The sequence below is a fragment of the Stenotrophomonas tumulicola genome (assembly GCF_014117215.1).
GTDB classification, from domain to species: domain Bacteria; phylum Pseudomonadota; class Gammaproteobacteria; order Xanthomonadales; family Xanthomonadaceae; genus Stenotrophomonas; species Stenotrophomonas tumulicola.
This window is the reverse complement of the sequence record NZ_JACGXS010000019.1, coordinates 1-23,678: the sequence shown is the minus strand read 5'-3', so window position 1 is coordinate 23,678 and position 23,678 is coordinate 1. Positions and strand designations below refer to the sequence as shown.

Genomic DNA, 23,678 nt, shown 5'->3' with positions numbered 1-23,678 from the left:
GTCATGCACCCGTTCTACCGGGTAGCGACGGGCCATGCCCGTCCAAGCGCGAAGCGCGAAAGAAGCCGTGGGCCATGGACCTGCCCTGCCCGTTCGCCTGATGTAAACTGCCCGCAGGTCGCAACAGGGGGACGATACCCATGCACCGCGCGCCACGCCATGCCGCCACGCACGCCCGTGAGCGGCGCCATCGCCTGGCCCACGAGGCCGCACGGCTGATGGCCGAGAGCGGCATCCGCGATTTCCACCAGGCCAAGCTGAAGGCAGCCCATCGACTTGGCATCCACGACGATGCATCGCTGCCGCGCAATTCCGAGATCGAAGCGGCGTTGCGCGAACACCAGCGCCTGTTCGCCGGTCCAGCGCAGGGGGATGCGCTGCGGCAACGCCGCGAAGCGGCACTGCGCGCGCTCGAATTCCTGCAGCCGTTCTCCCCTCGCCTGGTCGGCCCGGTACTGGATGGCACTGCCGATGCCAACAGTCCAGTCCAGTTGCACCTGCACGACGATGATGCCGATGCGGTGCAGCGCTTCCTTGACGAACATGGCATCCCTGCCGAGTCGCGCAGCCGGCGTCTGCGCCTGGACCGCGAACGTACGCTGGATGCACCGGCATGGCGGTTCGATGCCGAGGATCTGGCATTCGAGCTGCTGGTACTGCCGATGCATGTGCTGCGACAGGCGCCGTTGTCACAGCTGGATGAGAAACCGATGCGTCGCGCCTCAGCCGCACAGGTGCGGCGGCTGCTGGCCGGGGTGGAACACGAGGCCGGCAGCCTGATCGTGGCAGGCACGGGAAAGTGACCCCCGGCGGTCGTCCCTGCAACAGCCAGGACGCCCCCATCATTGCCGGGTCGGTACAGCCGTGCTACCTCACCAGCCAATACCCACGCCGACGCCCATGGCCTGTTCGCCACTGTTGGTGAAGGCGCCATTGAGGCTGAAAGTTGCCGATCCGCGCTCATTGAGCACGCGCTGGTAGCCCACTGCCAGCGCGGATTCGCCGTCGCTGTAGCCCACGCCGGCACCGAGGCGGTTGTACGTCGCTAGGCCGGCGGTGTTCATCGCCATCGCGCTCTGCGCGCTGCCCATCGCCGCCATGCGGTTGAAGCGCTTGTCCATCCTGTCCAGCCGATGTTCGAAGTTGCTGATCGCCCCATCCGTGTACTCGTTCGCGCGGGCCAGCAGTTTCTCCAGCTCGGCGGTGTCGACCTGTGCCACGGGTGCCTTCTGTGCTTCTGGCGGATTCGACGACGACGGTACCGGTGGTATCGAAGGTTCCTGTGGTGACGTCGGCGGAGAGGGAGCCGGCTCCTGGCCGACAACCGGCTCGCCGGGCACCACGACGGGACCGCCGGGACCATCGACGCGCTGCTCCAGCCCGTCGATGCGCCGGTCCAGCCGCTGCTGTACCGCGTGCAGTTGCCCGCCATTGATGGCATCCCGGCTGCCGACGCCCACCCGGCCATCAGCGAGATTGGACAGCACCATGCCATTGGCACCGGCCAGGCTCAGACGACCCGGTCCGTCCGGCTGCACGGACGGGCCCTGCTCGAAGATCAGGCCCAGTTGCTGCTCGACGGCACCGACGCGTGCTCCGGCCTGGTCGATGGCGCCGTCCAGGGCATCCAGCGCATCACCCACCGCGCGTTGCTGGCCCCCTTGCATCGTGTAGTGCGGCGCGATGACCTTGCCATCCGCATCCAGTGCTGCACCGCCCCCGAAGGCAGCCAGCGCCTCGTCGAGCTGGGCCACGATGGTGGCGTCGTTGCCGGCAGTCCCGCGGGCTACGTTGACCAGCCGGCGCTGCAGCACGTCGTTGCCGAATGACACCACGCCGCTGTCGGTAGCGACTGCACCGTGTCCGATGGCCACGCTGCCAGTCGCGCCGGCATCCACCACGCTCTCCGCGCCAATCGCCACGCCACCGCGCGCGGCGACGTCGGTCCGGCTGCCCAGCGCGAAGCCATCCTCGGCTCCAGCGTCAACGTGGGATGCACGTCCCAAGGCAACCGAATTCTTCGCTTCCGCGGTCGCGAACGCTCCGATGGCTGTCGCGCCCTCCGACCCATGCGCTGCGTCCGCGCCATCACCCGCGGCAACGCCCAGCAGCCCGGCCCGGGGCATGGTGCTGTCGCCGTCGGTACCCGCCACGAAGAAGCTGTGCCGGCTTTCGAGTTCCCCCACCCGGCTGTTGGTGGCAAACAACTGTGTGCCCGTCACGGCATCGGTGCTCGATGCCGAGATGTCGCCCGCAGCGACGCCGGTGATGCGGGCACCGCCTACATCGACGGAGGTGCGGTCGGCATTGAACATCACCACGCCCTCCAGGTCAGGGTTGAAGTCCGCCATCTCCTCCTTGAGTTCCTGCAGCGCCTGCCGGTTGCCGGCGATGTCGCGTCCGTGCTCCGACAACGTGGCACCGTGCTGGGCGCTCACGCGATCCAGCGCGGCGACAGCTTCATTGGTCGCATGCAACTGGCGGCCGGTGACCGCATCGCTGCTGTCGGCGCCCAACTGCGCGTCGTCCAGGTTCACCAGGCGTCGTTTCAGCGCTGCGTTGCCGAACGACACTTCATTGCGGGCAGATGTCGTCGAGGAGGCGCCCAGCGCGAGCGATCCTTCATGGCCGGCGTGCGCGTCCTTGCCAAAAGCCGACGCGGTAGCGGCCGTCGCCTGGGCCATCTGCCCCACCGCAACCGATGAGAGGCCGAGGGCCTTGCTGTCGTTGCCCACAGCCAGTGCTTCGTTGCCGGCGTCGGCGTATGCCCCGATGGCCGTCCCCCTTCCGGTCACCTTCGCGTACGCACCGAGTGCAAGGCCGTAGTCACCCTCGGCTTTGGCGCTTTCGCCGAAGGCAGAGCTGTAGCTTCCCTTTACGTTGGCATTGTTGCCAAAGATCGTGACACGGTTTCCGTCAGCGTATGCGCCGCCGCCGAGGGCGAGCACCCAGGAGCTCCCGAACTTGAAGTCGGCATGGGATACGTCGGCATTCCCAGCAATCGGAGTGCACCGTTCAACCGCACCTGCATTCGACGTGCAGCCATAGAAGGCTCCGCCAGACGCCAAAGGCGCCCATGCAGTAATGGCGATGGCGAGCGCAATGGCGATCCGTGACGAGCGAGGGCGTGTGCGTGGCGGGAACTTCGGATTTTTCATCATTTTTTCCAGGACAAGGAAAAGGACTCCATGCCGAGCGCATGGAGCAGAAGGGAAACTCAGGGACCTGCAGGCTCCAGCGTGTGCGTGTGTTCGCGGAAGCCGTCATTGCTGAGGCGATAGCGAAGTTGCAGCTGGTGTCCGGGCAGGACGTCGAAAGGCAAGGCCATCGACGCACCGGGATACAGGCTGCGCGCGACTTCATGCGGCGTGCACTGCATCCCGGTGCAATCGGCGATGCCGATAATGCCCAGCCGCAACGTACCGGTGTTGCGGAGCCGGCCGTCATGCACTTCGGCAGCAACCTCACCGTCGGCGGGGAGTACATTGACCAGCGCCCCCCATACCAGGCTGACGCCAAGACTGGCCTGCGCATCGCCGATCGCCGTCGACGGCTCGTCCTCCGGCCCGCGCATGCCTTCGATGTAGACGCGGTAAGCGGTTTCTTCATGCACGGGGTGCAGGGGGAGCAGACGTACCAGGCGGTTGGAGCCGCCCGCTAGCGCGAATCTGGCCGGCGTCACCACGAACGCTGACGCATCGGCTTCGACCTCGACCTCATGCTCGTCGGTTCCTGCGGGAGCAACGATGCGCTTGATCGACACCCGCACGAACTGCCCCCGGGGCGACTGCGAATAAACGCGGATTTCAGCGCCACGTGCCGGGCCCACCGCCGTGCGCATGGGATGGACAGTCAGGTTGGCATGGGCCGTGGGGACGAAAGCCAGGCCCCACACCAACAGGTGCAGGCCGACGATATGCAATTTCATGTTTCTGCTCCGGGGCTCAAGGCACGGAAGAAGGCAGGCGCATCTCGACCTGCAGGTCGCCGCTGAAATAGCCGGGTCGCTTGCTGCTGGCAGGCACCGACGGCGTGACAAGCTCCAGCGGAGTGGGAACGCAATAGACCGGGTAGGCCATGCCCGGCAGCATGACCAGACGCAGTTGCGCCGAATCGATGCCGCGCAGCAACTGTTCGACGCCATTGGCCATCGGCAGGCGTGCCCCCGCGTGCTCCAGCACCACGGTGTAGTCGAGGCGCTGGCTGTCATCGACGCCACCGTCCTGATGCCATGCCGCATAGCCGCCCGGGCCGGCACCGCGTGCGACCGGATCGCGTACCGTCACCCCGATGTACTGGCTCTGCGAACCGACGCCGTCGTACAGGCACATGTCCAGCACGGCACGTCCAGCGACGGTCTGGCGGATGGGGTCGTACCTCAGGTTCAGCCCGACCAGCGGCGTTACCTGGTCGAACGCCGGGAAGTAGATCGCCACGGCGTCGTGATCGGTCACGGTCAGGTCGAAGGCGAATACATGGCTTGCCGGCGCGGCGCCATTGGAATCGACCCGCACGTCCAAGGTCAGCTCCGCCTCCCAGCGGCCCGCCACCAGCTTTTCCAGTTCGTGCTGCGGCAACTCGAGTTGAACGCCGGTCCCCGCTGGGGGCGTACCGATACAAGCCGGCGAATAGCTGGTCGACAACGGGCGTTCGGTACTCTCCCAATAGTCGGTGAAACAGCGGCGGTCACCGTAGGCGCGCTGCAGCGCGCCGACCACCTGGAGGTCCGTACGCAGGCCGCTGCGACGCTCCACGAAGCGTAGCGTGACCGTGCTGCGTCCGGCACCGTTCAGGCCTGTGTCGGCCACGGGACAGCGGCCCTGGCGGGAATCCGCATCAGACCTGCAGGTCAGGTGGATCCGTCCATAGCCACGGTCAAGGTCGATGTCATACCCCAGCACGGTGCGTTGCGCGAACAAGGAAATGCCGGACGGCAACGAACTGCGGTCGTACGCCAGGACATGGTCGTGGTACGTGGTACCGACAGGATCCACGCGCGGCAGCCCCTGCGCCGATGCAGGAGGAACCGGCAGCCAGAGCAACGCCAATGCGGCCGCGACACACCCTTTCATCGATGTCCTCCCATGGCGGCCTGTGTCGCCAGCGGGACCAGCGACGCCTCGCGCAGCAGCCGGGTGGTCCGTGCCTGGCCGAGGATGGATGCCGGCAACCCGCTCGCATCGATAGCCGTGCATTGCACCGCGCCGACCAGCAGCAGCGCGCTGCGGCGTTCGTGGACCCGCAGGGGGCAGCGCAACAACCGGGCGTCCTGCAGCAGGTAGAGCGCTTCATCGCGCTGCGGCGTTTCGACGACGAACCCGCCAAGGGCACCCGTGGCCGGAACGGCAGCGTTGAGGATGCGCGCCCCGCTGATGGGCGTCCCCACCGCGTCCCGCGCCGTGCCCACGAAGGTATGGCTGGCCTCGACCGGCACCGGGAGCCGCAGCAGCCGGCCAGGCGGCAGGAACAGCGAGCGCGAGCCGCCCACCGCGGCAATCCGTATCGACGCCAAGCCGTCTTCGGCGCTGGCGTCCTGCAGGCTGGCCCGGTGCGGCTGGTACGCCGGCAGGGGCAACAACCGGCGCTCCCCCAGCCGCAGTCGCTGTCGCCGCAGCCCGGCCACCTGCAGTTCGGCGGCGACGCCCCGTGGCTCCACGTCCTCGATGGCGTCGACCTCCACTGCCAGCGCAGCATCGGCATTCATGCCACCGCCCCAGTAGAGCCCCCGCCTTGCGACGGCGAACATTGAACTGTGCGAGCCGCTGTAGGTCAGCTCGCGGTGGCCAGGCCGTCGATGCTGCACCGCCAGCACACCGGTCTGGCCCCAGCCGTTCTGCCACTGCCCGCCCAGCAACGCGCTGTACCGGTCATGCGAATCGCCGCGGATCTCGGCCGACGCTTCGCGGGAACTCCCGTCCCGTTCCTCGCGCAGCGAATAGCCGGCACTGTAGCTGGCGTCCGTACGTCCTTGCCGCGGCTGGCGGATATCCATGCCGTAACGGCGCTGGGGGCTGCCGCGCTGGTTGCGCAGCAGTTGGCTCAGGCTGAGGTTCAGGTATACGCCCAGATCGGGACGCGCCTGCCCGCTGCTGACTGCCTGCTCCCGCCACAGGCCCAGCCGCAGGGCGACACTGGCCTGCTGCCAGCGCTGCGTGCGGCTGTAGCTCGCCTGCCAGGCGCGGCTCGTCTGCGCTTGGCGGCCCTGCCACGATGGCCACGATGGAATACGGGATGGCAGAAGGAAATTCCATGGGACATCCGCATCGCCGACCCCATCCGTGGGCTCGCGCCACGCCGACCGCCACGCCTGACGGCGCGTATGGCCGAGGTAGATGCTGCCACCTGCGAATGGCGTCGCTACCGAGGCACTGAGTGCATCCGCGCAGGCCAGTCCTCCCTGCGCTACCGCAGGGGCATCGCACCCGGCGCCGCGCAGTCGCTGGTGGTACAGGCTCCAGGAAACGCGGCGCCTGACCGACAGTTGATGCTGTTGGCCGTGGCTGCCGTCGCTGCCGCGCAGGTAGGCTGTACTGACGCGCAGTTCCTGGCTGGCCAGTGAGCGGCGCAGGTCGACGCGCAGCTCACCAAAACGCGCCCCCGACAGACTGGCCGCGCCAAGGGTCGTCGCCACGCCGCGCGACAGGGGCGCGCGCATGCCGGCCATCACCGCCCCTCCTTCCCCGCTGCCTGTCCTCCTGCGCTCGCTGCGCTGTCCGCCCTGGGCAAACCATTCCAGGCTGTCGTCGCCCCAGTCGCCTCCCTTTTCGAACGGCGCACTCTCGGTCCGGACCAGCACGCCGTCTTCGTGGATGCGCAGGGTCACCAGATAGTTGCCGAAAGGAAAGCGGCTGGTATCAAGCTGGTTCACGCCAGCCTGCAGGTACCAGCTCTGCAGCAACCGCTCGCCGTCGAAGGCATCCACGCGTGCGTTCCGGGACAGCAGCACGGTCAACGGTGTTGCATCGATCGCTGCATCAGCATCCACGTAGGCCTGGGTGGTCCCCACGCGCAGTCCCTGGAAACGATCCATGGGCAGCATCCCGAACGCGAAGGTGCCGCCCTGGGGGCTCGCGAGATTCCGCCGGTCCATGCGACCGGCCTGCAGGTAGTGCTGTCGGCCAAGGTCATGGCGATAGTAGGCGTTGTCGACCTGCAGGCCGCCGCCCGCGCCGCGGCTGCCGCCGTCCCACCGGCTGAGGTTCCATTCCACCGCCAGGTGCGCCTGCCGGTACATGCCCAGGATGCCGGCCCCCTGCGCGGTGAGTACCTGCTGGCCCCGGCTGCCACTGACGTTGATCATCTGCCGATGCAGGAAAGCGTTCTCGGCGTCCGCACTGGGCAGGTGGTGGCGCGTGCGCGCGGCCGGTACGGGAAGCCAGCGTGGCTCGACGAACAGGTGCACGGCACCCTCGCCTTCGTCGTACAGCGCCAGGACCGTTGCCGGATCCTGCGGCGGCGGCAGGTAGCCACACCCTGCCGCGGCGCTGCCATGCCGGCAGGCGAGATGGCTGTTGCGTGGCAGGGGCTGCGACAGTGCAGGCAACAGCGCCGCCTGCGCCTCCGCCGGCAGGCCGAGGGCGCGCAACACATCGGCGGGTGCTTCGATCTGCACCTGCTCAAGCGTTACCCGCACTGGCGTCAAACCGCTCGAGTACCCGAACAAGCGCACGTCCAGTTGCTCGGTCTGGCCTTCCGCAAGGTCTTCGAATCCGGGAGGAATGCCACGTGCGGCCGCCAGCGGCGCACCCAGCGTGATCGCAAGCGCGACCGCCAGCCGGGACACGGCAGGTGCGGTAAGGGTCATCAGGATGCTCTCGAAGGGCCGGCCCGGCAGCCGGGCCGGCCAGCGGATCAGGGACTGCCGGCCTTCTGGGCCATGACGATGGTGACGATCCCTTCATACAGGCCGGCAGCACCGATCCGTTCCTGGGTGGTCTGGGCGATGCGCAGCGGCATCGCAATCGAGGCACCCGGCAATGCACCGTCGAACAGCTCGCGCGCGGTGAAATCCTGTTCGGCGGTGGACAGTGCCACATCATTGAGGCTGATGGTCAGCGGCACCGCCGTGGCGCCGGGAGCGGCGATCATCGGCATCAATTCCGCCGGATTGCCCAGGCGCACGGCCACGTCACGGGTCGTGTCGTTGGAGAAGATGCGCACCTGGTCGGACCAGGGCACCAGTCCACTGGCAGGGTTGTGGCTCATCTGCACCACGTCCGGCAGCGCACTGCCATCAGCACGCATAAGCGCAAGGGTCGTGTCGATATCTGCCCAGACCTTGATGTCGGCCTGCACGGCATGCGCGGGTATGGCTGCGGCAGCCAATACCAAGGCCAGCACGGCGCTGCTACGGTTGATCTTCATCGGTACTCTCCTTAGCGGGGGTGGTGCCCAGGACGAACGCGCCATGCGCTATCGCCGGGGCCGCAAAAGAGTAGAAGGGGCACACGGGATGCGATCTAAGGAAATCTTCAAAACACCTGCATCAACCCACGAAGTAAGCACCCTGTACCAGATCAACGGTATGACTTCGTCAATGGCGTTTATTTGAAAGCGCCAGACTCCGCATTTGCATAACTACATATAAAAAAAACGCCCCGCAGAAGCGGGGCGTTCATTGTGATCCTGGAAAGCGTGATCAGCCTTGGTAATCGCGCACGTCGTGACCGGTGTAAACCTGGCGCGGACGACCAATCTTCATCTCCGGATCGACCTGCTGCTCCAGCCAGTGCGCAACCCAGCCGGAAGTACGGCCCAGCGCGAACATGACGGTGAACATTTCGGTCGGGATCTGCAGCGCCTTGTAGATGATGCCGCTGTAGAAATCAACGTTCGGGTACAGCTTGCGTGCAACGAAGTACTCGTCCTGCAGTGCAGCCTGTTCCAGCTTGACCGCCACGTCCAGCAACGGATCCTGCACGCCCAGCTGCTTGAGCACCTTGCTGGTCATCTCACCGATGACCTTGGCGCGCGGATCGAAGTTCTTGTACACGCGATGGCCGAAGCCCATCAGGCGGAAGCCCGACGCCTTGTCCTTGGCCTTGACCACGGCGCTTTCGACGTTGTCGGCGTTGCCGATCTCCTCGAGCATCTTCAGCACGGCTTCGTTGGCACCGCCGTGGGCCGGACCCCACAGCGCAGTGACGCCCGCGGCGACCGAAGCATACGGGTTGGCGCCGGTGGAACCGACCAGGCGCACGGTCGAAGTCGACGCATTCTGCTCGTGGTCGGCATGCAGGATGAACAGCAGGTCCAGCGCCTTCACCACGTCCTGGTTCAGGTCGTAGCTGCCGTCGGCAGCTTCAAAGGTCTGCTTCAGGAAGCGGCTGACGTAGTCCAGCGAGGTGTCCGGCTTGTTGGCCGGCAGCCCCTTGCCGTGGCGGTAGATCAGTGCTGAGAGCGTCGGCACCTTGGCGACCAGGCGTACTGCTGCCTTGCGGCGCTGTTCGGCGTCGGACAGATCGAGCGAGGCGTGGTACTGGGCCGACAACTGGGCAATGGCAGCGGCCAGGATCGCCATCGGATGGGCATCCTTGGCAAAACTGCCGATCAGCGTGTTGACCGCGGCATCGACATCGGCTTCGGCGGCAAGCTCATCGTTGAAGGCCTTCAGCTGTTCGGCGCTCGGACGCTCGCCATTGATCAGCAGATAGGCCACTTCGACGTAGCTGGACTTCTCCGAGAGCTGCTCGATCGGATAGCCGCGATACAGCAGGACACCCTTGTCGCCATCGATATAGGTGATGGCGGACTTGCAGCTGGCGGTGGCCGTGAAGCCGGAATCGTAGGTGAAATACCCCGTTTCCTTGGTCAGCTTCGAAATGTCGACGCAGTCGTTGCCGAGAGTGGGTTTGATGACCGGCAGAACGACCGACTTATCGCCGGCGTTGAGCGTGACCTGATCAAGATCGGACACTGTGTGCGCTCCTTCATGGGAAGGCGCCTGCCCAAGCGCATTGGTCAGGCACGTGAATGACGTCCACGACCTGTGCCGCGGATCACGCCATTATCGCACAGCAGCATTTTTCGGGGGGTAGACGGAAGTCGTAGATGACGCGTACGGCCTACCGCCGCACGTGGCCCCCGCCCCGCACTCGATCCATCGGACGCAGCGTTCCATGACCATACGCCAGTGCGTCACCCGCCGAAAAGCAAACGGCCGCGCAAAGCGCGGCCGCCACTCACGCGGTGGTACCGACGTCTCAGCGCGCGTAGCGCTTCTGGAACTTGTCGATACGGCCGGAGGTGTCGATCACCTTGTGCTTGCCCGTGTAGAACGGGTGCGAAGCAGAGGAGATTTCGACCTTCACGAGCGGGTACTCGTTGCCGTCTTCCCACTTGATGGTTTCCTTGGCGCCCATGGTCGAGCGGGTCAGGATCTTGAAATCGGAGGTGACGTCATGGAAGACGACGTCGCGGTACTCAGGATGGATATCGGCCTTCATGGGCTCACACCGTAAATTGGGTAAGGGAAACGCAAGAGCGGCATTATAATCGCCACCGCTCATCGGAGCAAGCCGTGTTGACCCGGCACCCTTTGCACCCTAGGCCCGGCCTGTCAGGCGCCCAGTGCCTGGCGTACCAAGGCTTCGAAGCGGCGCTGATCGTACTCCATCAGCAGGTCACAGTTGTCCGGCTGGCCGGTCTGCCGGTTCCAGTCGACGACGGTAGCGCCCCGGCTGAACGTCCCATTCAGCTCGATGTTGAGCGGCCGGGATTCCACCCGCAACGCCCCTTCCGGGTGCAGTGCCCAGGCCATGGCCAGCGCATCGGCAGTGAACCAGCGGTCGCCCTTGCTGTCTTCGGACAGCGCGCGGGTCTTGCGCGAGATCAGCTCATAGAACCGGGCGCGCGGGGTGTCGGCTGCAAGCCACTGCTCTGCCTGTGGCAACGGCAGGCCATGGGCCACCGTCGCCTCCCAGTCCGACACGAGCAGGTGCGGAAACGCAGCAAAGACCACATGCGCCGCTTCCGGGTCGAAGGCGATGTTGAACTCGGCTGCCGGCGTGATGTTGCCGTGGCAGGTCACCGCGCCCCCCATCACCACGATCCGCTGGATCCGCTGCGGCAAGGTGGGGTCGAGCTTCAGCGCCAGTGCCAGGTTGGTCAGCGGGCCAAGCATCACCAGCATCAGCTCACCGCTGTACTGGTGCGACAGGCGCAGGATGGCCAGCGCAGCGTGTTCAGGGTGGGCACTGCGGGTGGGTGGCGGCAGGCCCACGTCCCCATACCCATCGAGGCCGTGGACATGGGCAGCATCAACGGACGGATGCAACAGCGGATCGGGGCTGCCAGCATGGACCGGCACATCGTCACGGCCGACGATCTCACAGAGTTTCAGCGCGTTGCGGACCGTGTGGTCCAGGCCGACATTTCCTGCGGCGATGGTCAGCGCGACCACCTCATGGCGTTGATCGGCGAAAGCCATCAGCAGGGCCAGGGCATCGTCCACACCTGGGTCGGTGTCGATCAACAGCGGGATCTTGGTGGTCATCATTGCCGTCTTCTGAGCGGCAAGGGAGTGTCGCATCCGTTTGGCTGCCAACACAACCAGCGCTGTCCCCTGCGAACGGCGGGGCCCCTCGTGGTGGGTCGCGCACGGCGGTTTGTTCTGGCATGGCCGGGCGCGGCTGCTGGGTGGGGGACGGCAAGAGCCGCTCCTGCGGGCCTCGTTTCGCGCCATCCATGGCGCGGGTACACGCCATCGCATTCGCGCTGTCGCTCCCACGCTTTGCAGCGCAAACCGTGGGCCCCGTCTCACGATCACCCACACCCCGCCGCTTCGCGGCCGCCCCTGACTCAGGGGCGGGGCCACGCCATCGCATTCGCGCTGTCGCTCCCACGCTTTGCGGCGCAAACCGCGGGCCCCGTCTCACCATCACCCACACCCCGCCGCTTCGCGGCCGCCCCTGACTCAGGGGCTTCTTCCACCCGACATGCTGCGGGGGTCTGCGGGGATCGGTAGCGCCGACCCATGGTCGGCGGCTCTTTGCTGAGGCTACCGGATACATTCCGCCGAGCGTGGCTCGGCGCTACCTGCATGCCAGGAGGCGCTCAGGCGCCGGCGTAGCGCACGGCGGTACCGATCCAGCGGTCAACCACCCGGTCGGCCAGTGCCGGCTGCTCCTGCAGCAGCCGTTCGGCCAGGGCATGCACGTCCGGCAGCAGGCTGGCATCGCGGGCCAGGTCGGCGATACGGAATCCGGCCAGGCCGGTCTGCCGGGTACCCAGCAGCTCACCCGGGCCGCGCAGTTCCAGGTCTTTCTCGGCGATCAGGAAACCGTCATTGGTTTCGCGCATCGTCTGCAGCCGTTCGCGCGCCATGCTCGACAGCGGTGCCTGGTACAGCAGCATGCAGCGCGATACTGCCGAACCGCGGCCCACCCGGCCGCGCAGCTGGTGCAACTGGGCCAGGCCCAGCCGCTCGGCATTCTCGATCACCATCAGCGAGGCGTTGGGTACGTCCACGCCAACTTCGATGACCGTGGTCGCCACCAGCAGGTCGATCTGCCCGGCCTTGAACGCGGCCATCGTCGCCTGCTTCTCTGCCGCCTTCATCCGCCCATGCACCAATCCCACCCGCACGCCCGGCAGCAGCGCCTGCAGCGAATCGAATGTCGCCTGCGCCGGCGTGGCATCCAGCTCCTCGCTTTCCTCGATCAGCGTGCATACCCAGTACACCTGCCGGCCCTCGCTGCACGCCAGCGCAATGCGCTCGATCAGCTCCGGGCGGCGGTCCGCGTTCAGTGCGACCGTCTGAACCGGTGTCCGTCCCGGTGGCAGTTCATCGATTGCCGATACGTCCAGGTCCGCATATTCGGACATCGCCAGCGTGCGCGGGATCGGCGTGGCCGTCATCACCAGTTGGTGCGGCACGCTGCTGCCGCCGGCGCCCTTGTCGCGCAGCGCCAAGCGCTGGTGCACGCCGAACCGGTGCTGCTCGTCGACGATGGCCAGGGCAAGGTCATGGAACACCACCGCGTCCTGCATCAACGCGTGCGTCCCCACCACTACCTGCGCCTCGCCATTGGCAACCTGCTCCATCACCCTGGCCCGTGCCTTGCCGGTGACCTTTCCAGCCAACCATGCTACCCGTATGCCGAGCGGTTCCAGCCACCCCCGCAGGTTGCCCAGGTGCTGCTCGGCCAGCAGTTCGGTTGGCGCCGCCAGCGCGACCTGGCGGCCCTGTTCCACCGCCAGCATCGCAGCCAGTGCCGCCACCACGGTCTTGCCCGAGCCGACATCGCCCTGCACCAGGCGCAGCATCGGATGCGGTCGCTCCAGGTCGGCGCGGATCTGCTTGAACACGCGCTGCTGCGCGCCGGTCAGTGCAAATGGCAACTGCTTGAGCAGCGCCTTGGCCAGCCGTCCCGGTCCAGCCAGCGGTGGCGCATGGTGGGCCTGCAGCGCGATGCGCTGGCGACGCAGGCTCAGGTGATGTGCCAGCAGCTCTTCCATCGCCAGCCGGCGCTGTGCGGGATGGATGCCAGCGGCCAATGCCGCCAGGTCGGCATCCTGCGGAGGCCGATGCACGGTCAACAGCGCGCTGCGCAACGAGGGCAACCCCAGCCCATCCAGCCACCCCGGCGGCAGCAGTTCCAGCGACGCTTCGTCCGGCAGCCGGTCCAGCGCCTGGCCGATCAACTTGCGCATGGTCATCGGGCCAACGCCTTCGACCAGCGGATACACCGGATCCAGGCGATCACCGAGCTCCGGATCATCATTGCGCCCCAGCACCTGGTAGCTGGGATGGACGATCTCCAGGCCCAACTGGCCCGGCTTGGGCGTACCGAAGCAGCGCAGCCGGTTGCCGACCGCGAACTGGCCGACCTGCTGCTGGCGGAAATGGAAGAAGCGCAGCACCAGCGTGCCGCGCCCTTCGTCTTCGATGGCGACCTTGAGCATGGGGCGGTAACGCATGCCGCGCTCCAGCGCGGTCACGCGGCCCTCGACCAGCGCGGGCAACCCCGGACGCAGGTCCTGGATCAGGGTCAGTCTGGTACGGTCTTCATAGCGCAGCGGCAGGTGCAGCCACAGATCCTGCAGCGTGGCCAGCCCACGCGCCTGCAGCTTGCCGGCCACGGCCGGGCCCACGCCGGCAAGCATCGACAACGCGGCCTCGCCGGACGGAGCCAGGACCGGAGTGGTGGCCGCCCTGCGTGCCACGTCAGCCTCAGCCGATGACCATCACCGCATCGACTTCGAAGTCCGCGCCCTTCGGCAGGCCCGATACTTCGATGGTGGAGCGCGCCGGGAACGGGGCCTTGAAGTAATCCTGCATCACAGCGTTGACCTTGGCGAACTCCGCCAGATCGGTCAGGTACAGGCCCAGGCGCACGATCTGGTCCAGCGAGCCACCCGCCTCCTCCGCCACTGCCTTGAGATTGTCGAAGGCGCGACGTGCCTGGGCTTCCACGTCACCCACGCCGACGATCTCGCCGGAAGCCGGGTCCAGCGGAATCTGGCCGGAGAAGTACACGGTATTGCCGGCACGCACGGCCTGCGAGTACGGGCCGATGGCGGCCGGGGCCTTTTCAGTGTTGATGATCTGGCGGGTCATGCGGTGCTCCGGTATCGAAAAAACAGAGCGCCCATTGTACCGGGCAGGATCGGTGGCTGGGCTGCCTTCGGTAACGCCGGGCCATGCCCGGTGGTCTCCTGCCGCAACATCGTGAGGCCAGCGGCATGCCGCGCTGCGCGCTCGCCGGGCATGGCCCGGCGCTACTGCCGCCTGACTGACTGCACCACGGAAAGTCGCCGCAGCCGGCGCATCACTTCGGCCAGGTGGTTGCGGTCACGCACCTGCACGTTGAACGCCAGCACGGCAGCGTTGAAGTCACGGTCCAGGTAGTCCACCCGTTCGATGTTGGAATGGCTCTGCGCGATCGCCGCGGCCAGTTGTGCCAGCACGCCGGTACCGTTCTCCACCTCCACGATCAACGACGTGTCGTAGTCGCCCGACACCGACGAATCCCAGCCGATCGGCACCCAGCGCTCCGGCGACTTGCGCAGCTCGGCCAGGTTCGGGCAGTCCATCCGATGCACGACGATGCCCTTGCCAGCGGTGTGGTACCCCATGATCTCGTCGCCGGGAATCGGCTGGCAGCAGTTGGCGAAGGTCACCACGCCGCGTTCGCTGCCGTTGATCAGGATCTTTTCCTGCGAATGATGCCGCGAGTGCGCACCTCCCCGAAGCTCGGCATAGGCCATCAGCGCCTGTGCCGCCTGTGTCGGCATCCAGTTGCCCAGCGCCACCTCGGCCAGCAGTGCCTCCAGGCGCGGATAGCGGTGCTCGGCCAGGAACGCGTCCAGGCGCCCCTTGGGCAGCCGCTCCAGCGAAGAATCCATCGCCTCCAGCGCACGGTCCAGCATGCGATGCCCCAACTGCACCGCATCTTCGTGTTCCAGTTGCTTGAGCTGGTGGCGGATCGCGGTGCGCGCCTTGCTGGTGACCACGAACTCCAGCCATTGCGGCTTGGGCGTGGCCGAGCGCGCGGTGATGATTTCCACCGTCTGCCCACTGACCAGCTTGGTGCGCAGCGGCACCAGTTTCTTGTCCACCCGCGAGGCCACTGCCGTGTTGCCCACGTCGGTATGCACGGCATAGGCGAAATCCAGCGCGGTGGCATTGCGCGGCAACGCCATGATCTTGCCCTTCGGCGTGAACAGGTAGACCTCGTCCGGGAACAGGTCGACCTTGACGTTGTCGAGGAACTCCAGCGAACTGCCGGCAGCGCGCTGCGAGTCGATCAGCTCCACGATCCACGCATGCGCGCGGCTCTGCGCGATGTTCGGGGTGTCCCCGCCGAACTTGTAGGTCCAGTGCGCGGCCACGCCACGCTCCGCGATCAGGTCCATCTCCTCGGTGCGGATCTGCACCTCGATCGGCGAACCGTACGGACCGAACAGCACCGTGTGCAGCGACTGGTAACCATTGGCCTTGGGGATGGCGATGAAATCGCGGAAGCGTCCGTCCAGCGGCTTGAAAGCCGCATGCGCCGCACCCAGCGCGTGGTAGCAGTTGGGCACGTTGCGCACGACCAGGCGGAAACCGAACACATCCATCACCTGGTCGAAGGATTTGTTCTCGTCGCACATCTTGTTGTAGATGCTCCACGGGGTCTTGATGCGACTGACCAGCCGGTGTTCCAGTCCCTCCTTGGCCAGCCGCTGGCTGATCTGCACTTCCACCTGCGCCATCGCCTCGCGGCGAACCACCGGCTGGCTGCGGATGTGTTTTTCAAGGATCGCGTGGCGCCACGGATACAGGGCCTTGAAACCCAGGTTCTGCAGTTCGCTCTTGACCAGGCTCATGCCCAGCCGCTGCGCGATGGGTGCGTAGATTTCCAGCGTCTCGCGCGCGATGCGGGCGCGTGCTTCGCTGCTCTGCGCGCCGAGCGTGCGCATGTTGTGCAGTCGGTCGGCCAGCTTGATCATGATCACGCGCAGGTCGCGCGACATCGCCAGCAGCATCTTGCGGAAGCTTTCGGCGGCCGCTTCCTGGCGGTCGCGGAACTTCAGCTTGTCCAGCTTGGTTACCCCGTCCACCAGCTCGGCCACCGGCTCGCCGAATTCGGCCGCCAGCTCCTCGCGGGTCAGCGGGGTGTCCTCGATGGTGTCGTGCAGGATCGCCGCGATCAGCGCCTCCACGTCCAGGCCGAGTTCGGCCAGCACCTGCGCCACCGCCACCGGATGGGTGATGTAGGGCTCACCGGATTTGCGGGTCTGCCCGGCGTGCGCCGACGCGCCCACCTCCCAGGCACGGCGCAGCAGCGGCAACTGCTCCGGTGGCAGGTAATGCGCGGCGCGCTCAAGCTGAAGGACGTAATCGGGTACATCCGCACCAGGGGGCGCGGTTACCTTGGCAGTGGGGCCTGGGTTCATGGCCGAAGCCTATGCCAGCGTCACAGTTTCGGCAAACACTGAATGCGAAACAGCCCGCTTGCGGCGGGCTGTTTCGCATCTGACCATGCCGATCGACCGGAAACTCAGTCGTCGTTCTTGGACATGTCCTCGTCAGCGACAACCTCGGCGGCCGCCCACTCCAGCGCTTCGCGCTCGGCACGCTCGCGCTCGGCCTTCTCGACTTCGTCGATCAGCGCGTTGTCGATCTTGCGCGCCGCGATTTCACGCAGCGCCAGCACGGTCGGCTTGTCCTCGGTTTCGCTGTTGTCCAGCGTGGCCTGCACGCCGTTGGCAAGCTGGCGGGCGCGCTTGGACGCCATCATGACCAGATCGAAACGGTTGTTAACGACTTCCAGGCAATCTTCTACGGTAATGCGGGCCATACGGGCTCCCGGCGACCGGTCGGCCGCTCAGTCGAATGAGGGAAAGGGGACGAAGTCTAAGGCAGAGGGCTGGACAAAATCAAGCCAACCCCACCCCTATCCTTTTGCAATCAGTCAGTTGCACCCGACTCAGGGGTCAGCAGGGCCTGGATCAGGGCGCCATGCCGCACCTTCTGCGCCTCCCTGCGCAGGCGGCTGGCGGTAAATATCGCGCACAACTCGTCCACGGCCGTCTCGAACACCTCATTGACGATGACGTAATCGAAGTCGTTGAAGTGCAACATCTCCTCGCGCGCCGCCGACAGGCGCTGGGCGATCACCGCTTCGCTGTCCTGCCCGCGCTTGCGCATACGGTCCTGCAACGCCTGCCGGGAGGGTGGCAGGATGAACACGGTGACCGTGCCCGGCACCAGTTGGCGCACCTGCTGCGCGCCCTGCCAGTCGATCTCCAGCAGCACGTCCTGTCCGGCCGCAAGCTGTGGCTCCACCGATTGCCGGGCCGTGCCCTTCCAGTCGCCATGCACCCAGGCGTGTTCGAAGAAGTCGCCAGCGGCGATCATCTGCTCGAAATGCTCGGCGCTGACGAAGTGGTAATGCTCGCCGTTCAGTTCCCCCGGGCGCGCTGCGCGCGAGGTGAAGGAGATCGACAGGGCGATCTGCGGGTCGCGCGCCAGGGTGGCGTTGACGATGCTGCTCTTGCCGGCGCCGGAAGGCGCAGCCACGATGTACAACGTGCCGCGCGCTGGCGTATTGGCCGGGATGGCGGGACGGAGGGTCGGCTCGCTGCTCATTCGATGTTCTGCACCTGTTCGCGGATCTGGTCGATCAGCACCTTCAGTTCCACTGCCGCGTTGGACGTACGGCTGTCCACCGACTTGGAGCCCAGGGTGTTGGCTTCGCGGTTGAACTCCTGCAACAGGAAATCCAGCCGCCGGCCGACCGGCTCGCGCTGCTTCAGCGTGCGGCGGATCTCGACGATGTGGCTGCCGAGCCGATCAAGCTCCTCGTCTACGTCCAGCTTCTGCAGCCACATCACCAGTTCCTGCTCGGCACGACCGGGATCCACCGGGTGCGGCAGGTCGGCCAGGCGCGCGGCCAGCTTGGCCCGCTGGCCTTCACGGATCGCCGGGATCAGCGTGCGCACGTCGCCGGCGATGCGCTCGATGCCATCGACACGCTCGCTGATCGCCGTGGCCAGCTTGTCGCCTTCACGCTCACGCGCGGCGAGGAACCCATCCAGCACCTGGTCCAGCAGCAGCAGCGCCTCGGCCTGCAATGCCGTGGCATCGGTGGCCTCGCCCTGCATGACCCCCGGCAGCTGCAGCAGTTCGGTGAAGCTGACCTGCAGGTTGGGGAAGTCCGATGTCAGCCGCAGTGCCAGCTGGCCCAACTGGCCCAGCAGGACCTCGTTGACCTGCAGGCTGGCTGAAGCTTCCGGCACGCGCAGGCGCATCACCAGGTCCAGCTTGCCACGGCTCAGGCGTGCCGAAATGCGTTCACGCAACTGCGGTTCCAACGCACGCAGTTCCTCCGGCAGGCGGGTACCGACTTCGAGGAAGCGGTGGTTCACCGAGCGCAGCTCGCAGCCCAGCGTGCCCCAGGCGGTAGCGCGTTCGCCACCGGCATAGGCGGTCATGCTTCGGATCATGTGGGTTCCTGATGCTCCCAAAGAGGGAATGGTACCCTAGCGCCCTCTTTCGAGCCTCCCTGCCTGCCCTCCCTTCCGGCGCGGGCATGGGCGCGTTTCCCCCGCTCCAACGGTATCCCTGCCATGTCCGATCCCCGCCCCAGCAGCCGCCAGCCCGACCAGATGCGCCCGGTCGTCATCCAACGCGGATTCACCCGCCATGCCGAAGGCTCGGTGCTGGTGTGCTTCGGTGAAACCAGGGTGTTGTGCACCGCCAGCGTGGAAAACCGCGTGCCGGGCTTCCTGCGCGGCAAGGGCGAAGGCTGGGTCACCGCCGAGTACGGCATGCTGCCGCGCGCCACCCATACGCGCAGCGACCGTGAAGCAGCGCGCGGCAAGCAGGGCGGCCGCACCCTGGAAATCCAGCGCCTGATCGGCCGCAGCCTGCGCGCCTGCGTGGACCGCAATGCCCTTGGCGAGCGCACCATCACCCTGGACTGCGACGTGCTGCAGGCCGATGGCGGCACCCGCACCGCCGCCATCACCGGCGCATACGTGGCACTGGCCGATGCGGTGAACCTGCTGCTCAAGCGCGGCGACATCAAGCGCAACCCGATCATCGGCGCAGTGGCGGCCGTATCGGTCGGTGTCTATCGCGGCACCCCGGTGCTGGACCTGGATTACGCCGAAGACAGCGACTGCGACACCGACATGAACGTGGTCATGAACGATGGCGGCGGTTTCATCGAACTGCAGGGCACGGCCGAAGGCCACGCGTTCCGTCGCGATGAACTGGATGCCCTGCTGGCGCTGGCCGACAAGGGCGTGACCGAACTGCTGGCCGCACAGCAGGCGGCACTGGCGGCATGAACCGCCGGCTGGCACTGACCACCTTCGTGGTGGACGACTACGACCGGGCCATCGCCTGGTTCACCGATGCGCTCGGCTTCCATCTGCGGCAGGACATCGACCAGGGCGGCGGCAAGCGCTGGGTGGTGGTATCGCCTGCGGCCGAAGGCGGTGCTGGCCTGCTGCTGGCCCGTGCCAGCAGCGACGTGCAGGCCGCGCGCATCGGCGACCAGACCGGTGGGCGCGTGGCCTTCTTCCTGGAAACCGACGACTTCCAGCGCGACCATGCGGCGATGCTGGCCGCAGGAATCGAGTTCCTCGAGGCGCCGCGCGAAGAGCCCTACGCCACCGTCGCGGTGTTCCGCGACCTGTATGGCAATACCTGGGACCTGCTGGAGCCACGTCCATGAGCACCCCTGCCAGCAGCAGGCTCGTCCTGGCCAGCCACAACGCCGGCAAGCTGAAGGAAATGCAGGCGATGCTGGCCGACCTGCCATTGCAGATCATATCGGCCGCCGAGGCGGGCGTCGGCGATGTGCCGGAAACCGGCCTGACCTTCGTCGAGAACGCCCTGATCAAGGCGCGCGCCGCCTGCCAGGCCAGTGGCCTGCCCGCGCTGGCCGATGATTCGGGCCTGATCGTGGACGCACTCGGTGGCGCGCCCGGGCTGTACAGCGCGCGCTATGCCGGCAGCCCGACCGACGACGCAGCCAACAACGCCAAGCTGCTGCATGACCTGCGCGACATCCCTGCCGGGCAGCGCAGCGCGCGTTTCTTCGCGGTGATCGTGCTGCTTCGCCACGCCACCGACCCGCAGCCGTTGATCTGCGAAGGCAGCTGGGAGGGCGTGATCCTGGACGCACCGCGCGGCAGCAATGGCTTCGGTTACAACCCGGTGTTCCTGGATCCACGGCACGGCCTGACCGCGGCGGAAATGCAACCCGCCCTGAAAAACACCCTCAGCCATCGTGCACTGGCGCTGCAGCAGCTCAAGCAGCGGCTGCCGGCGCTGTCACTGTAACGTCCCGCTTCCTGGCCACCGCTGCATGCCTGCCCTGATCCCGCCCCCGCTGTCGCTGTACGTGCACCTGCCCTGGTGCGTGCGCAAATGCCCGTACTGCGATTTCAATTCGCACCAGGCCAAGGGTGCGCTGCCGTTCGACGATTACGTCGACGCGCTGGTCCGCGACCTCGACCAGGACCTGCCATTGGTCTGGGGACGGGTGGTGCACAGCGTGTTCTTCGGTGGTGGCACCCCCAGCCTGTTCCCGGCCGAGGCGATCGATCGCTTCCTGCAGCAGGCCTCGGCACGGCTGCGCCTTGCGCCGAATGCCGAGATCACCCTGGAGACCAACCCGGGCACGGCAGAACACGGCCGTTTCGACGGCTACCGTGCGGCGGGGGTCAACCGGCTCAGCTTCGGCATCCAGACCTTCGACGACGACGCGCTGAAGCGGCTGGGCCGCATCCATGACAGCAGCGAAGCCGAGCGCGCAGTGAAGATGGCCCAGGACGCAGGCTACGACAACGTCAACATCGACCTGATGTACGCGCTGCCAGGCCAGACCCTGGCCGGCGCCGAACATGACCTGCAACGGGCCTTCGCATTGCAGCCCGCGCACGTTTCCCATTACCAGCTCACCCTGGAACCGAATACCGTGTTCTTCGCCCGGCCTCCGCAGGGCATCCCGGACCAGGACAGCGCGTGGGACATGCAGGAGCATTGCCAGGCACTGCTGGCCGACGCCGGTTTTGCACAGTACGAGGTCAGCGCCTACGCGCGCCCGGGCAGGCAAAGCGCGCACAACCTGAACTACTGGCGCTTCGGCGACTACCTGGGCATAGGCGCCGGCGCGCACGGCAAGATCAGTTCCGGTGCGGAACAGCAGGTGCTGCGGCGCTGGAAGCACAAGCACCCGCAGACCTTCATGGACACCGCCGGTACCGCGGCCAGCATCGGCGGCGAGGAGATCATCAGCGCCGAGCGGTTGCCGTTCGAGTACATGCTCAACCTGCTGCGCCTGCACGAGGGCTTCAGCCTGCGCGATTTCGAATCGCGCACCGGGTTGCCCCGTGGTGCCATCGATGCACCGTTGCAGCAGGCGCTGGCACGCGGCTGGCTGGAGCCGGCCGCCGAGGCACAGGGCAGCGAAGGGCACGACTGCAGCGATCACGGTTGCAGCGGACACGGCGATCCGGCACATGCCGACGTACTGCTTCGCCCGACCGACCTGGGCCGACGTTTCACCAACGACGTGGTTGAGCTGTTCCTGGGCGAGTAACACCGGCCCCCGATGCCCTGCGCCGCTGGATCAGCCAGGACGATCCGGCAACCCGGGCGCCGGTTCCGGCACAGCAGCGAAGCAGCGCATGCGGCACAATCAGGGGCTGTTTTCCAGCGAGTCACCGCGATGATCCAGCAAGACCCCGGCGCCCTCTATCCCGACCATCTGGCCGTGCTTTGCCGGCGCGCGGAAACGGCGCTGGCGCGCGGTGGTTTCGATCACCTGGTGGTCCCTAGCGGCACCCTGCATTACCAGTTGTTCGACGACCGCGACTACCCGTATGCAGTGAACCCCCAGTTCAAGGCCTGGCTGCCACTGACCCGGGTTCCGCACAGCTGGATCGTGTTCACCCCCGGCAAGCGCCCGCAGGTGATCTTCCACCAGCCTTTCGATTACTGGCACGTGGTGCCGGATGCACCCAGCGGCTGGTGGGTGGAGCACTTCGACATCCATGTCATCCGCGCGCCCGAAGAAGCGCTCGCGCTGCTGCCGAAGGAACGCGCGCGGTGCGCGGTGCTGGGTGAGCCGCAGAGCACGCTGGGTGGGTGGGTACCAGACAATCCCGCCGCCGTGGTCGATTACCTGGAGTATCACCGCGCCTTCAAGACACCTTACGAGATCGCGCTGATGCGCCAGGCACAGGTGCTGGGCGCACGTGGCCATCGCGCGGCCGAGGTGGCGTTCCGCAATGGTGCCGATGAGTTTTCCATCCACATGGCGTACTGCGCGGCGGTGGGCCAGGATGCCAACGAGCTGCCGTATGGGAACATCATCGCGCTGAACGAACATGCCGCGGTGCTGCATTACACCGAGCTGGGCCGGCGCGCTCCGCAGCCGCTGCGCAGCTTCCTGATCGATGCCGGTGCCAGTGCACATGGCTACGCCAGCGACATCACCCGTACCTACGCCACGCAGGGCCACGACGAGTTCGCGGCGATGATCGCGGCGGTGGACGCCGCACAGCGGCAGATGTGCGCGGCGGTGCGTGCAGGCGTGGATTACAAGCAGCTGCACATCGATGCGCACCTGTCCCTGATGGGCGTGCTGAAGGATTTCGGGGTGATCCGGGTATCGCCGCAGACCGCGCTGGAAACCGGCGTCAGCGCTGCTTTCTTCCCGCATGGCCTGGGCCACCTGATCGGCCTGCAGGTGCATGACGTGGCGGGCTTTGCCGCCAATGAAGAAGGCGGGCGCATCGAGCGCCCAGCCGGCCATCCGTACCTGCGCATGACCCGCGTGCTGGGACCGGGGATGGTGGTGACCATCGAACCGGGCGTGTACTTCATCGACATGCTGCTGGACGAGGTCAAGCAGGCCGGCCATGGCGACAGCATCAACTGGGACCGCGTGGATTTCTTCCGCCCCTACGGCGGCATCCGCATCGAAGACGAAGTGCTGTGCACCGAAGGCGAAGCGGACAACCTGACCCGCCCGGCGTTCGAGGCAGCGAACGGCTGAGCCCCTCGCGGCTGGCGGCGGTTCACGCTGGATCCGGGGTTGGCGACGGGTGGGTTCCGGGGGCAGCCAGCCGCGTTGAAAAAAATGGTAGAGCGGGGCCATGCCCCGCTGCCGTTGGCGCGATGAGCGCTTGCGGGTGGACTACCTTGACCTTTATTACTGCCATCGCCC

At 66.6% G+C, this 23,678-nt stretch carries 20 protein-coding genes; 6 read left to right on the top strand and 14 right to left on the bottom strand.

What is annotated here, in order from left to right; all coding sequences use genetic code 11:
- Window positions 1–140 precede the first annotated feature (140 nt).
- On the top strand, window positions 141–803 hold the full coding sequence (locus H4O11_RS18875; RefSeq protein ID WP_182342465.1) for a hypothetical protein: 663 nt from the start codon (window positions 141–143) through the stop codon (window positions 801–803).
- 69 nt (window positions 804–872) lie between these two features.
- Here the strand turns inward: H4O11_RS18875 and H4O11_RS18870 are convergent, their stop codons facing one another.
- The 14 genes from H4O11_RS18870 to H4O11_RS18805 all read right to left on the bottom strand — a co-directional run bounded on the left by H4O11_RS18870 (window position 873) and on the right by H4O11_RS18805 (window position 18,936).
- Window positions 873–2,948: a YadA-like family protein gene (locus tag H4O11_RS18870; RefSeq protein WP_182342462.1), complete on the bottom strand. Its 2,076-nt coding sequence runs from the start codon at window positions 2,946–2,948 to the stop codon at window positions 873–875.
- A 269-nt stretch (window positions 2,949–3,217) separates the two neighbouring features.
- Window positions 3,218–3,928 (bottom strand): pilus assembly protein, encoded by a 711-nt coding sequence (locus H4O11_RS18865; protein WP_182342459.1) that lies wholly within the window; start codon window positions 3,926–3,928, stop codon window positions 3,218–3,220.
- Window positions 3,929–3,944: 16 nt separating this feature from the next.
- Window positions 3,945–5,072 (bottom strand): CfaE/CblD family pilus tip adhesin, encoded by a 1,128-nt coding sequence (locus H4O11_RS18860; protein WP_182342456.1) that lies wholly within the window; start codon window positions 5,070–5,072, stop codon window positions 3,945–3,947.
- Window positions 5,069–7,804: a TcfC E-set like domain-containing protein gene (locus H4O11_RS18855; protein WP_182342454.1), complete on the bottom strand. Its 2,736-nt coding sequence runs from the start codon at window positions 7,802–7,804 to the stop codon at window positions 5,069–5,071. The genes H4O11_RS18860 and H4O11_RS18855 overlap by 4 nt, the downstream gene beginning before the upstream one ends.
- A gap of 47 nt (window positions 7,805–7,851) precedes the next feature.
- Window positions 7,852–8,364: a CS1 type fimbrial major subunit gene (locus tag H4O11_RS18850; RefSeq protein WP_182342450.1), complete on the bottom strand. Its 513-nt coding sequence runs from the start codon at window positions 8,362–8,364 to the stop codon at window positions 7,852–7,854.
- 274 nt (window positions 8,365–8,638) lie between these two features.
- Complete coding sequence (locus H4O11_RS18845; protein WP_182342447.1) at window positions 8,639–9,916, bottom strand: citrate synthase; 1,278 nt, start codon at window positions 9,914–9,916, stop codon at window positions 8,639–8,641.
- 286 nt (window positions 9,917–10,202) lie between these two features.
- Window positions 10,203–10,445: a type B 50S ribosomal protein L31 gene (locus tag H4O11_RS18840; protein WP_182342431.1), complete on the bottom strand. Its 243-nt coding sequence runs from the start codon at window positions 10,443–10,445 to the stop codon at window positions 10,203–10,205.
- A gap of 113 nt (window positions 10,446–10,558) precedes the next feature.
- Window positions 10,559–11,494, bottom strand: a complete 936-nt coding sequence (locus tag H4O11_RS18835) for a nucleoside hydrolase (RefSeq protein WP_182342417.1) — start codon at window positions 11,492–11,494, stop codon at window positions 10,559–10,561.
- Between the two features lie 560 nt (window positions 11,495–12,054).
- Window positions 12,055–14,166, bottom strand: a complete 2,112-nt coding sequence (gene recG / locus H4O11_RS18830; protein ID WP_343042861.1) for an ATP-dependent DNA helicase RecG — start codon at window positions 14,164–14,166, stop codon at window positions 12,055–12,057.
- Between the two features lie 7 nt (window positions 14,167–14,173).
- Complete coding sequence (locus H4O11_RS18825) at window positions 14,174–14,560, bottom strand: RidA family protein (protein WP_182342414.1); 387 nt, start codon at window positions 14,558–14,560, stop codon at window positions 14,174–14,176.
- 161 nt (window positions 14,561–14,721) lie between these two features.
- Window positions 14,722–16,884 carry a RelA/SpoT family protein gene (locus H4O11_RS18820; RefSeq protein ID WP_182342411.1) on the bottom strand — a complete coding sequence of 721 codons (2,163 nt, stop codon included), beginning with the start codon at window positions 16,882–16,884 and terminating at the stop codon, window positions 14,722–14,724.
- Between the two features lie 104 nt (window positions 16,885–16,988).
- Window positions 16,989–17,288 (bottom strand): DNA-directed RNA polymerase subunit omega, encoded by a 300-nt coding sequence (gene rpoZ / locus H4O11_RS18815; protein WP_108750976.1) that lies wholly within the window; start codon window positions 17,286–17,288, stop codon window positions 16,989–16,991.
- Window positions 17,289–17,398: 110 nt separating this feature from the next.
- On the bottom strand, window positions 17,399–18,079 hold the full coding sequence (gene gmk / locus H4O11_RS18810) for a guanylate kinase (protein WP_182342408.1): 681 nt from the start codon (window positions 18,077–18,079) through the stop codon (window positions 17,399–17,401).
- Complete coding sequence (locus H4O11_RS18805; protein WP_182342405.1) at window positions 18,076–18,936, bottom strand: YicC/YloC family endoribonuclease; 861 nt, start codon at window positions 18,934–18,936, stop codon at window positions 18,076–18,078. Before H4O11_RS18805 ends, gmk begins: the two co-directional genes overlap by 4 nt.
- A gap of 123 nt (window positions 18,937–19,059) precedes the next feature.
- Here H4O11_RS18805 and rph point away from each other — a divergent pair, with 123 nt between their 5' ends.
- The 5 genes from rph to pepQ all read left to right on the top strand — a co-directional run bounded on the left by rph (window position 19,060) and on the right by pepQ (window position 23,507).
- A complete protein-coding gene (gene rph / locus H4O11_RS18800; protein WP_182342402.1) occupies window positions 19,060–19,785 on the top strand; it encodes a ribonuclease PH in 726 nt (241 codons plus the stop codon).
- Complete coding sequence (locus tag H4O11_RS18795) at window positions 19,782–20,174, top strand: VOC family protein (RefSeq protein WP_182342399.1); 393 nt, start codon at window positions 19,782–19,784, stop codon at window positions 20,172–20,174. Before rph ends, H4O11_RS18795 begins: the two co-directional genes overlap by 4 nt.
- The gene (gene rdgB, locus H4O11_RS18790) at window positions 20,171–20,785 is read left to right on the top strand and encodes an RdgB/HAM1 family non-canonical purine NTP pyrophosphatase (RefSeq protein ID WP_182342396.1); all 615 of its coding nucleotides are present in this window, start codon (window positions 20,171–20,173) and stop codon (window positions 20,783–20,785) included. The genes H4O11_RS18795 and rdgB overlap by 4 nt, the downstream gene beginning before the upstream one ends.
- Before the next feature lie 25 nt (window positions 20,786–20,810).
- Entirely contained in the window at window positions 20,811–22,046 is a 1,236-nt protein-coding gene (hemW, locus tag H4O11_RS18785) for a radical SAM family heme chaperone HemW (RefSeq protein ID WP_182342393.1), read from the top strand.
- Between the two features lie 129 nt (window positions 22,047–22,175).
- The gene (pepQ, locus tag H4O11_RS18780; protein ID WP_182342390.1) at window positions 22,176–23,507 is read left to right on the top strand and encodes a Xaa-Pro dipeptidase; all 1,332 of its coding nucleotides are present in this window, start codon (window positions 22,176–22,178) and stop codon (window positions 23,505–23,507) included.
- Window positions 23,508–23,678: the final 171 nt, after the last annotated feature.

What these genes read in the sequence shown, in the direction of transcription:
- rpoZ (WP_108750976.1), bottom strand. Translation starts at nt 17,288, where the DNA reads ATGGCCCGCATTACCGTAGAAGATTGCCTGGAAGTCGTTAACAACCGT.
- rph (WP_182342402.1), top strand. Translation starts at nt 19,060, where the DNA reads ATGTCCGATCCCCGCCCCAGCAGCCGCCAGCCCGACCAGATGCGCCCG.
- hemW (WP_182342393.1), top strand. Translation starts at nt 20,811, where the DNA reads ATGCCTGCCCTGATCCCGCCCCCGCTGTCGCTGTACGTGCACCTGCCC.
- rdgB (WP_182342396.1), top strand. Translation starts at nt 20,171, where the DNA reads ATGAGCACCCCTGCCAGCAGCAGGCTCGTCCTGGCCAGCCACAACGCC.
- pepQ (WP_182342390.1), top strand. Translation starts at nt 22,176, where the DNA reads ATGATCCAGCAAGACCCCGGCGCCCTCTATCCCGACCATCTGGCCGTG.
- H4O11_RS18835 (WP_182342417.1), bottom strand. Translation starts at nt 11,494, where the DNA reads ATGACCACCAAGATCCCGCTGTTGATCGACACCGACCCAGGTGTGGAC.
- H4O11_RS18855 (WP_182342454.1), bottom strand. Translation starts at nt 7,804, where the DNA reads ATGACCCTTACCGCACCTGCCGTGTCCCGGCTGGCGGTCGCGCTTGCG.
- H4O11_RS18820 (WP_182342411.1), bottom strand. Translation starts at nt 16,884, where the DNA reads ATGAACCCAGGCCCCACTGCCAAGGTAACCGCGCCCCCTGGTGCGGAT.
- H4O11_RS18875 (WP_182342465.1), top strand. Translation starts at nt 141, where the DNA reads ATGCACCGCGCGCCACGCCATGCCGCCACGCACGCCCGTGAGCGGCGC.
- H4O11_RS18825 (WP_182342414.1), bottom strand. Translation starts at nt 14,560, where the DNA reads ATGACCCGCCAGATCATCAACACTGAAAAGGCCCCGGCCGCCATCGGC.
- gmk (WP_182342408.1), bottom strand. Translation starts at nt 18,079, where the DNA reads ATGAGCAGCGAGCCGACCCTCCGTCCCGCCATCCCGGCCAATACGCCA.
- H4O11_RS18805 (WP_182342405.1), bottom strand. Translation starts at nt 18,936, where the DNA reads ATGATCCGAAGCATGACCGCCTATGCCGGTGGCGAACGCGCTACCGCC.
- H4O11_RS18850 (WP_182342450.1), bottom strand. Translation starts at nt 8,364, where the DNA reads ATGAAGATCAACCGTAGCAGCGCCGTGCTGGCCTTGGTATTGGCTGCC.
- H4O11_RS18795 (WP_182342399.1), top strand. Translation starts at nt 19,782, where the DNA reads ATGAACCGCCGGCTGGCACTGACCACCTTCGTGGTGGACGACTACGAC.
- H4O11_RS18865 (WP_182342459.1), bottom strand. Translation starts at nt 3,928, where the DNA reads ATGAAATTGCATATCGTCGGCCTGCACCTGTTGGTGTGGGGCCTGGCT.
- H4O11_RS18840 (WP_182342431.1), bottom strand. Translation starts at nt 10,445, where the DNA reads ATGAAGGCCGATATCCATCCTGAGTACCGCGACGTCGTCTTCCATGAC.
- H4O11_RS18860 (WP_182342456.1), bottom strand. Translation starts at nt 5,072, where the DNA reads ATGAAAGGGTGTGTCGCGGCCGCATTGGCGTTGCTCTGGCTGCCGGTT.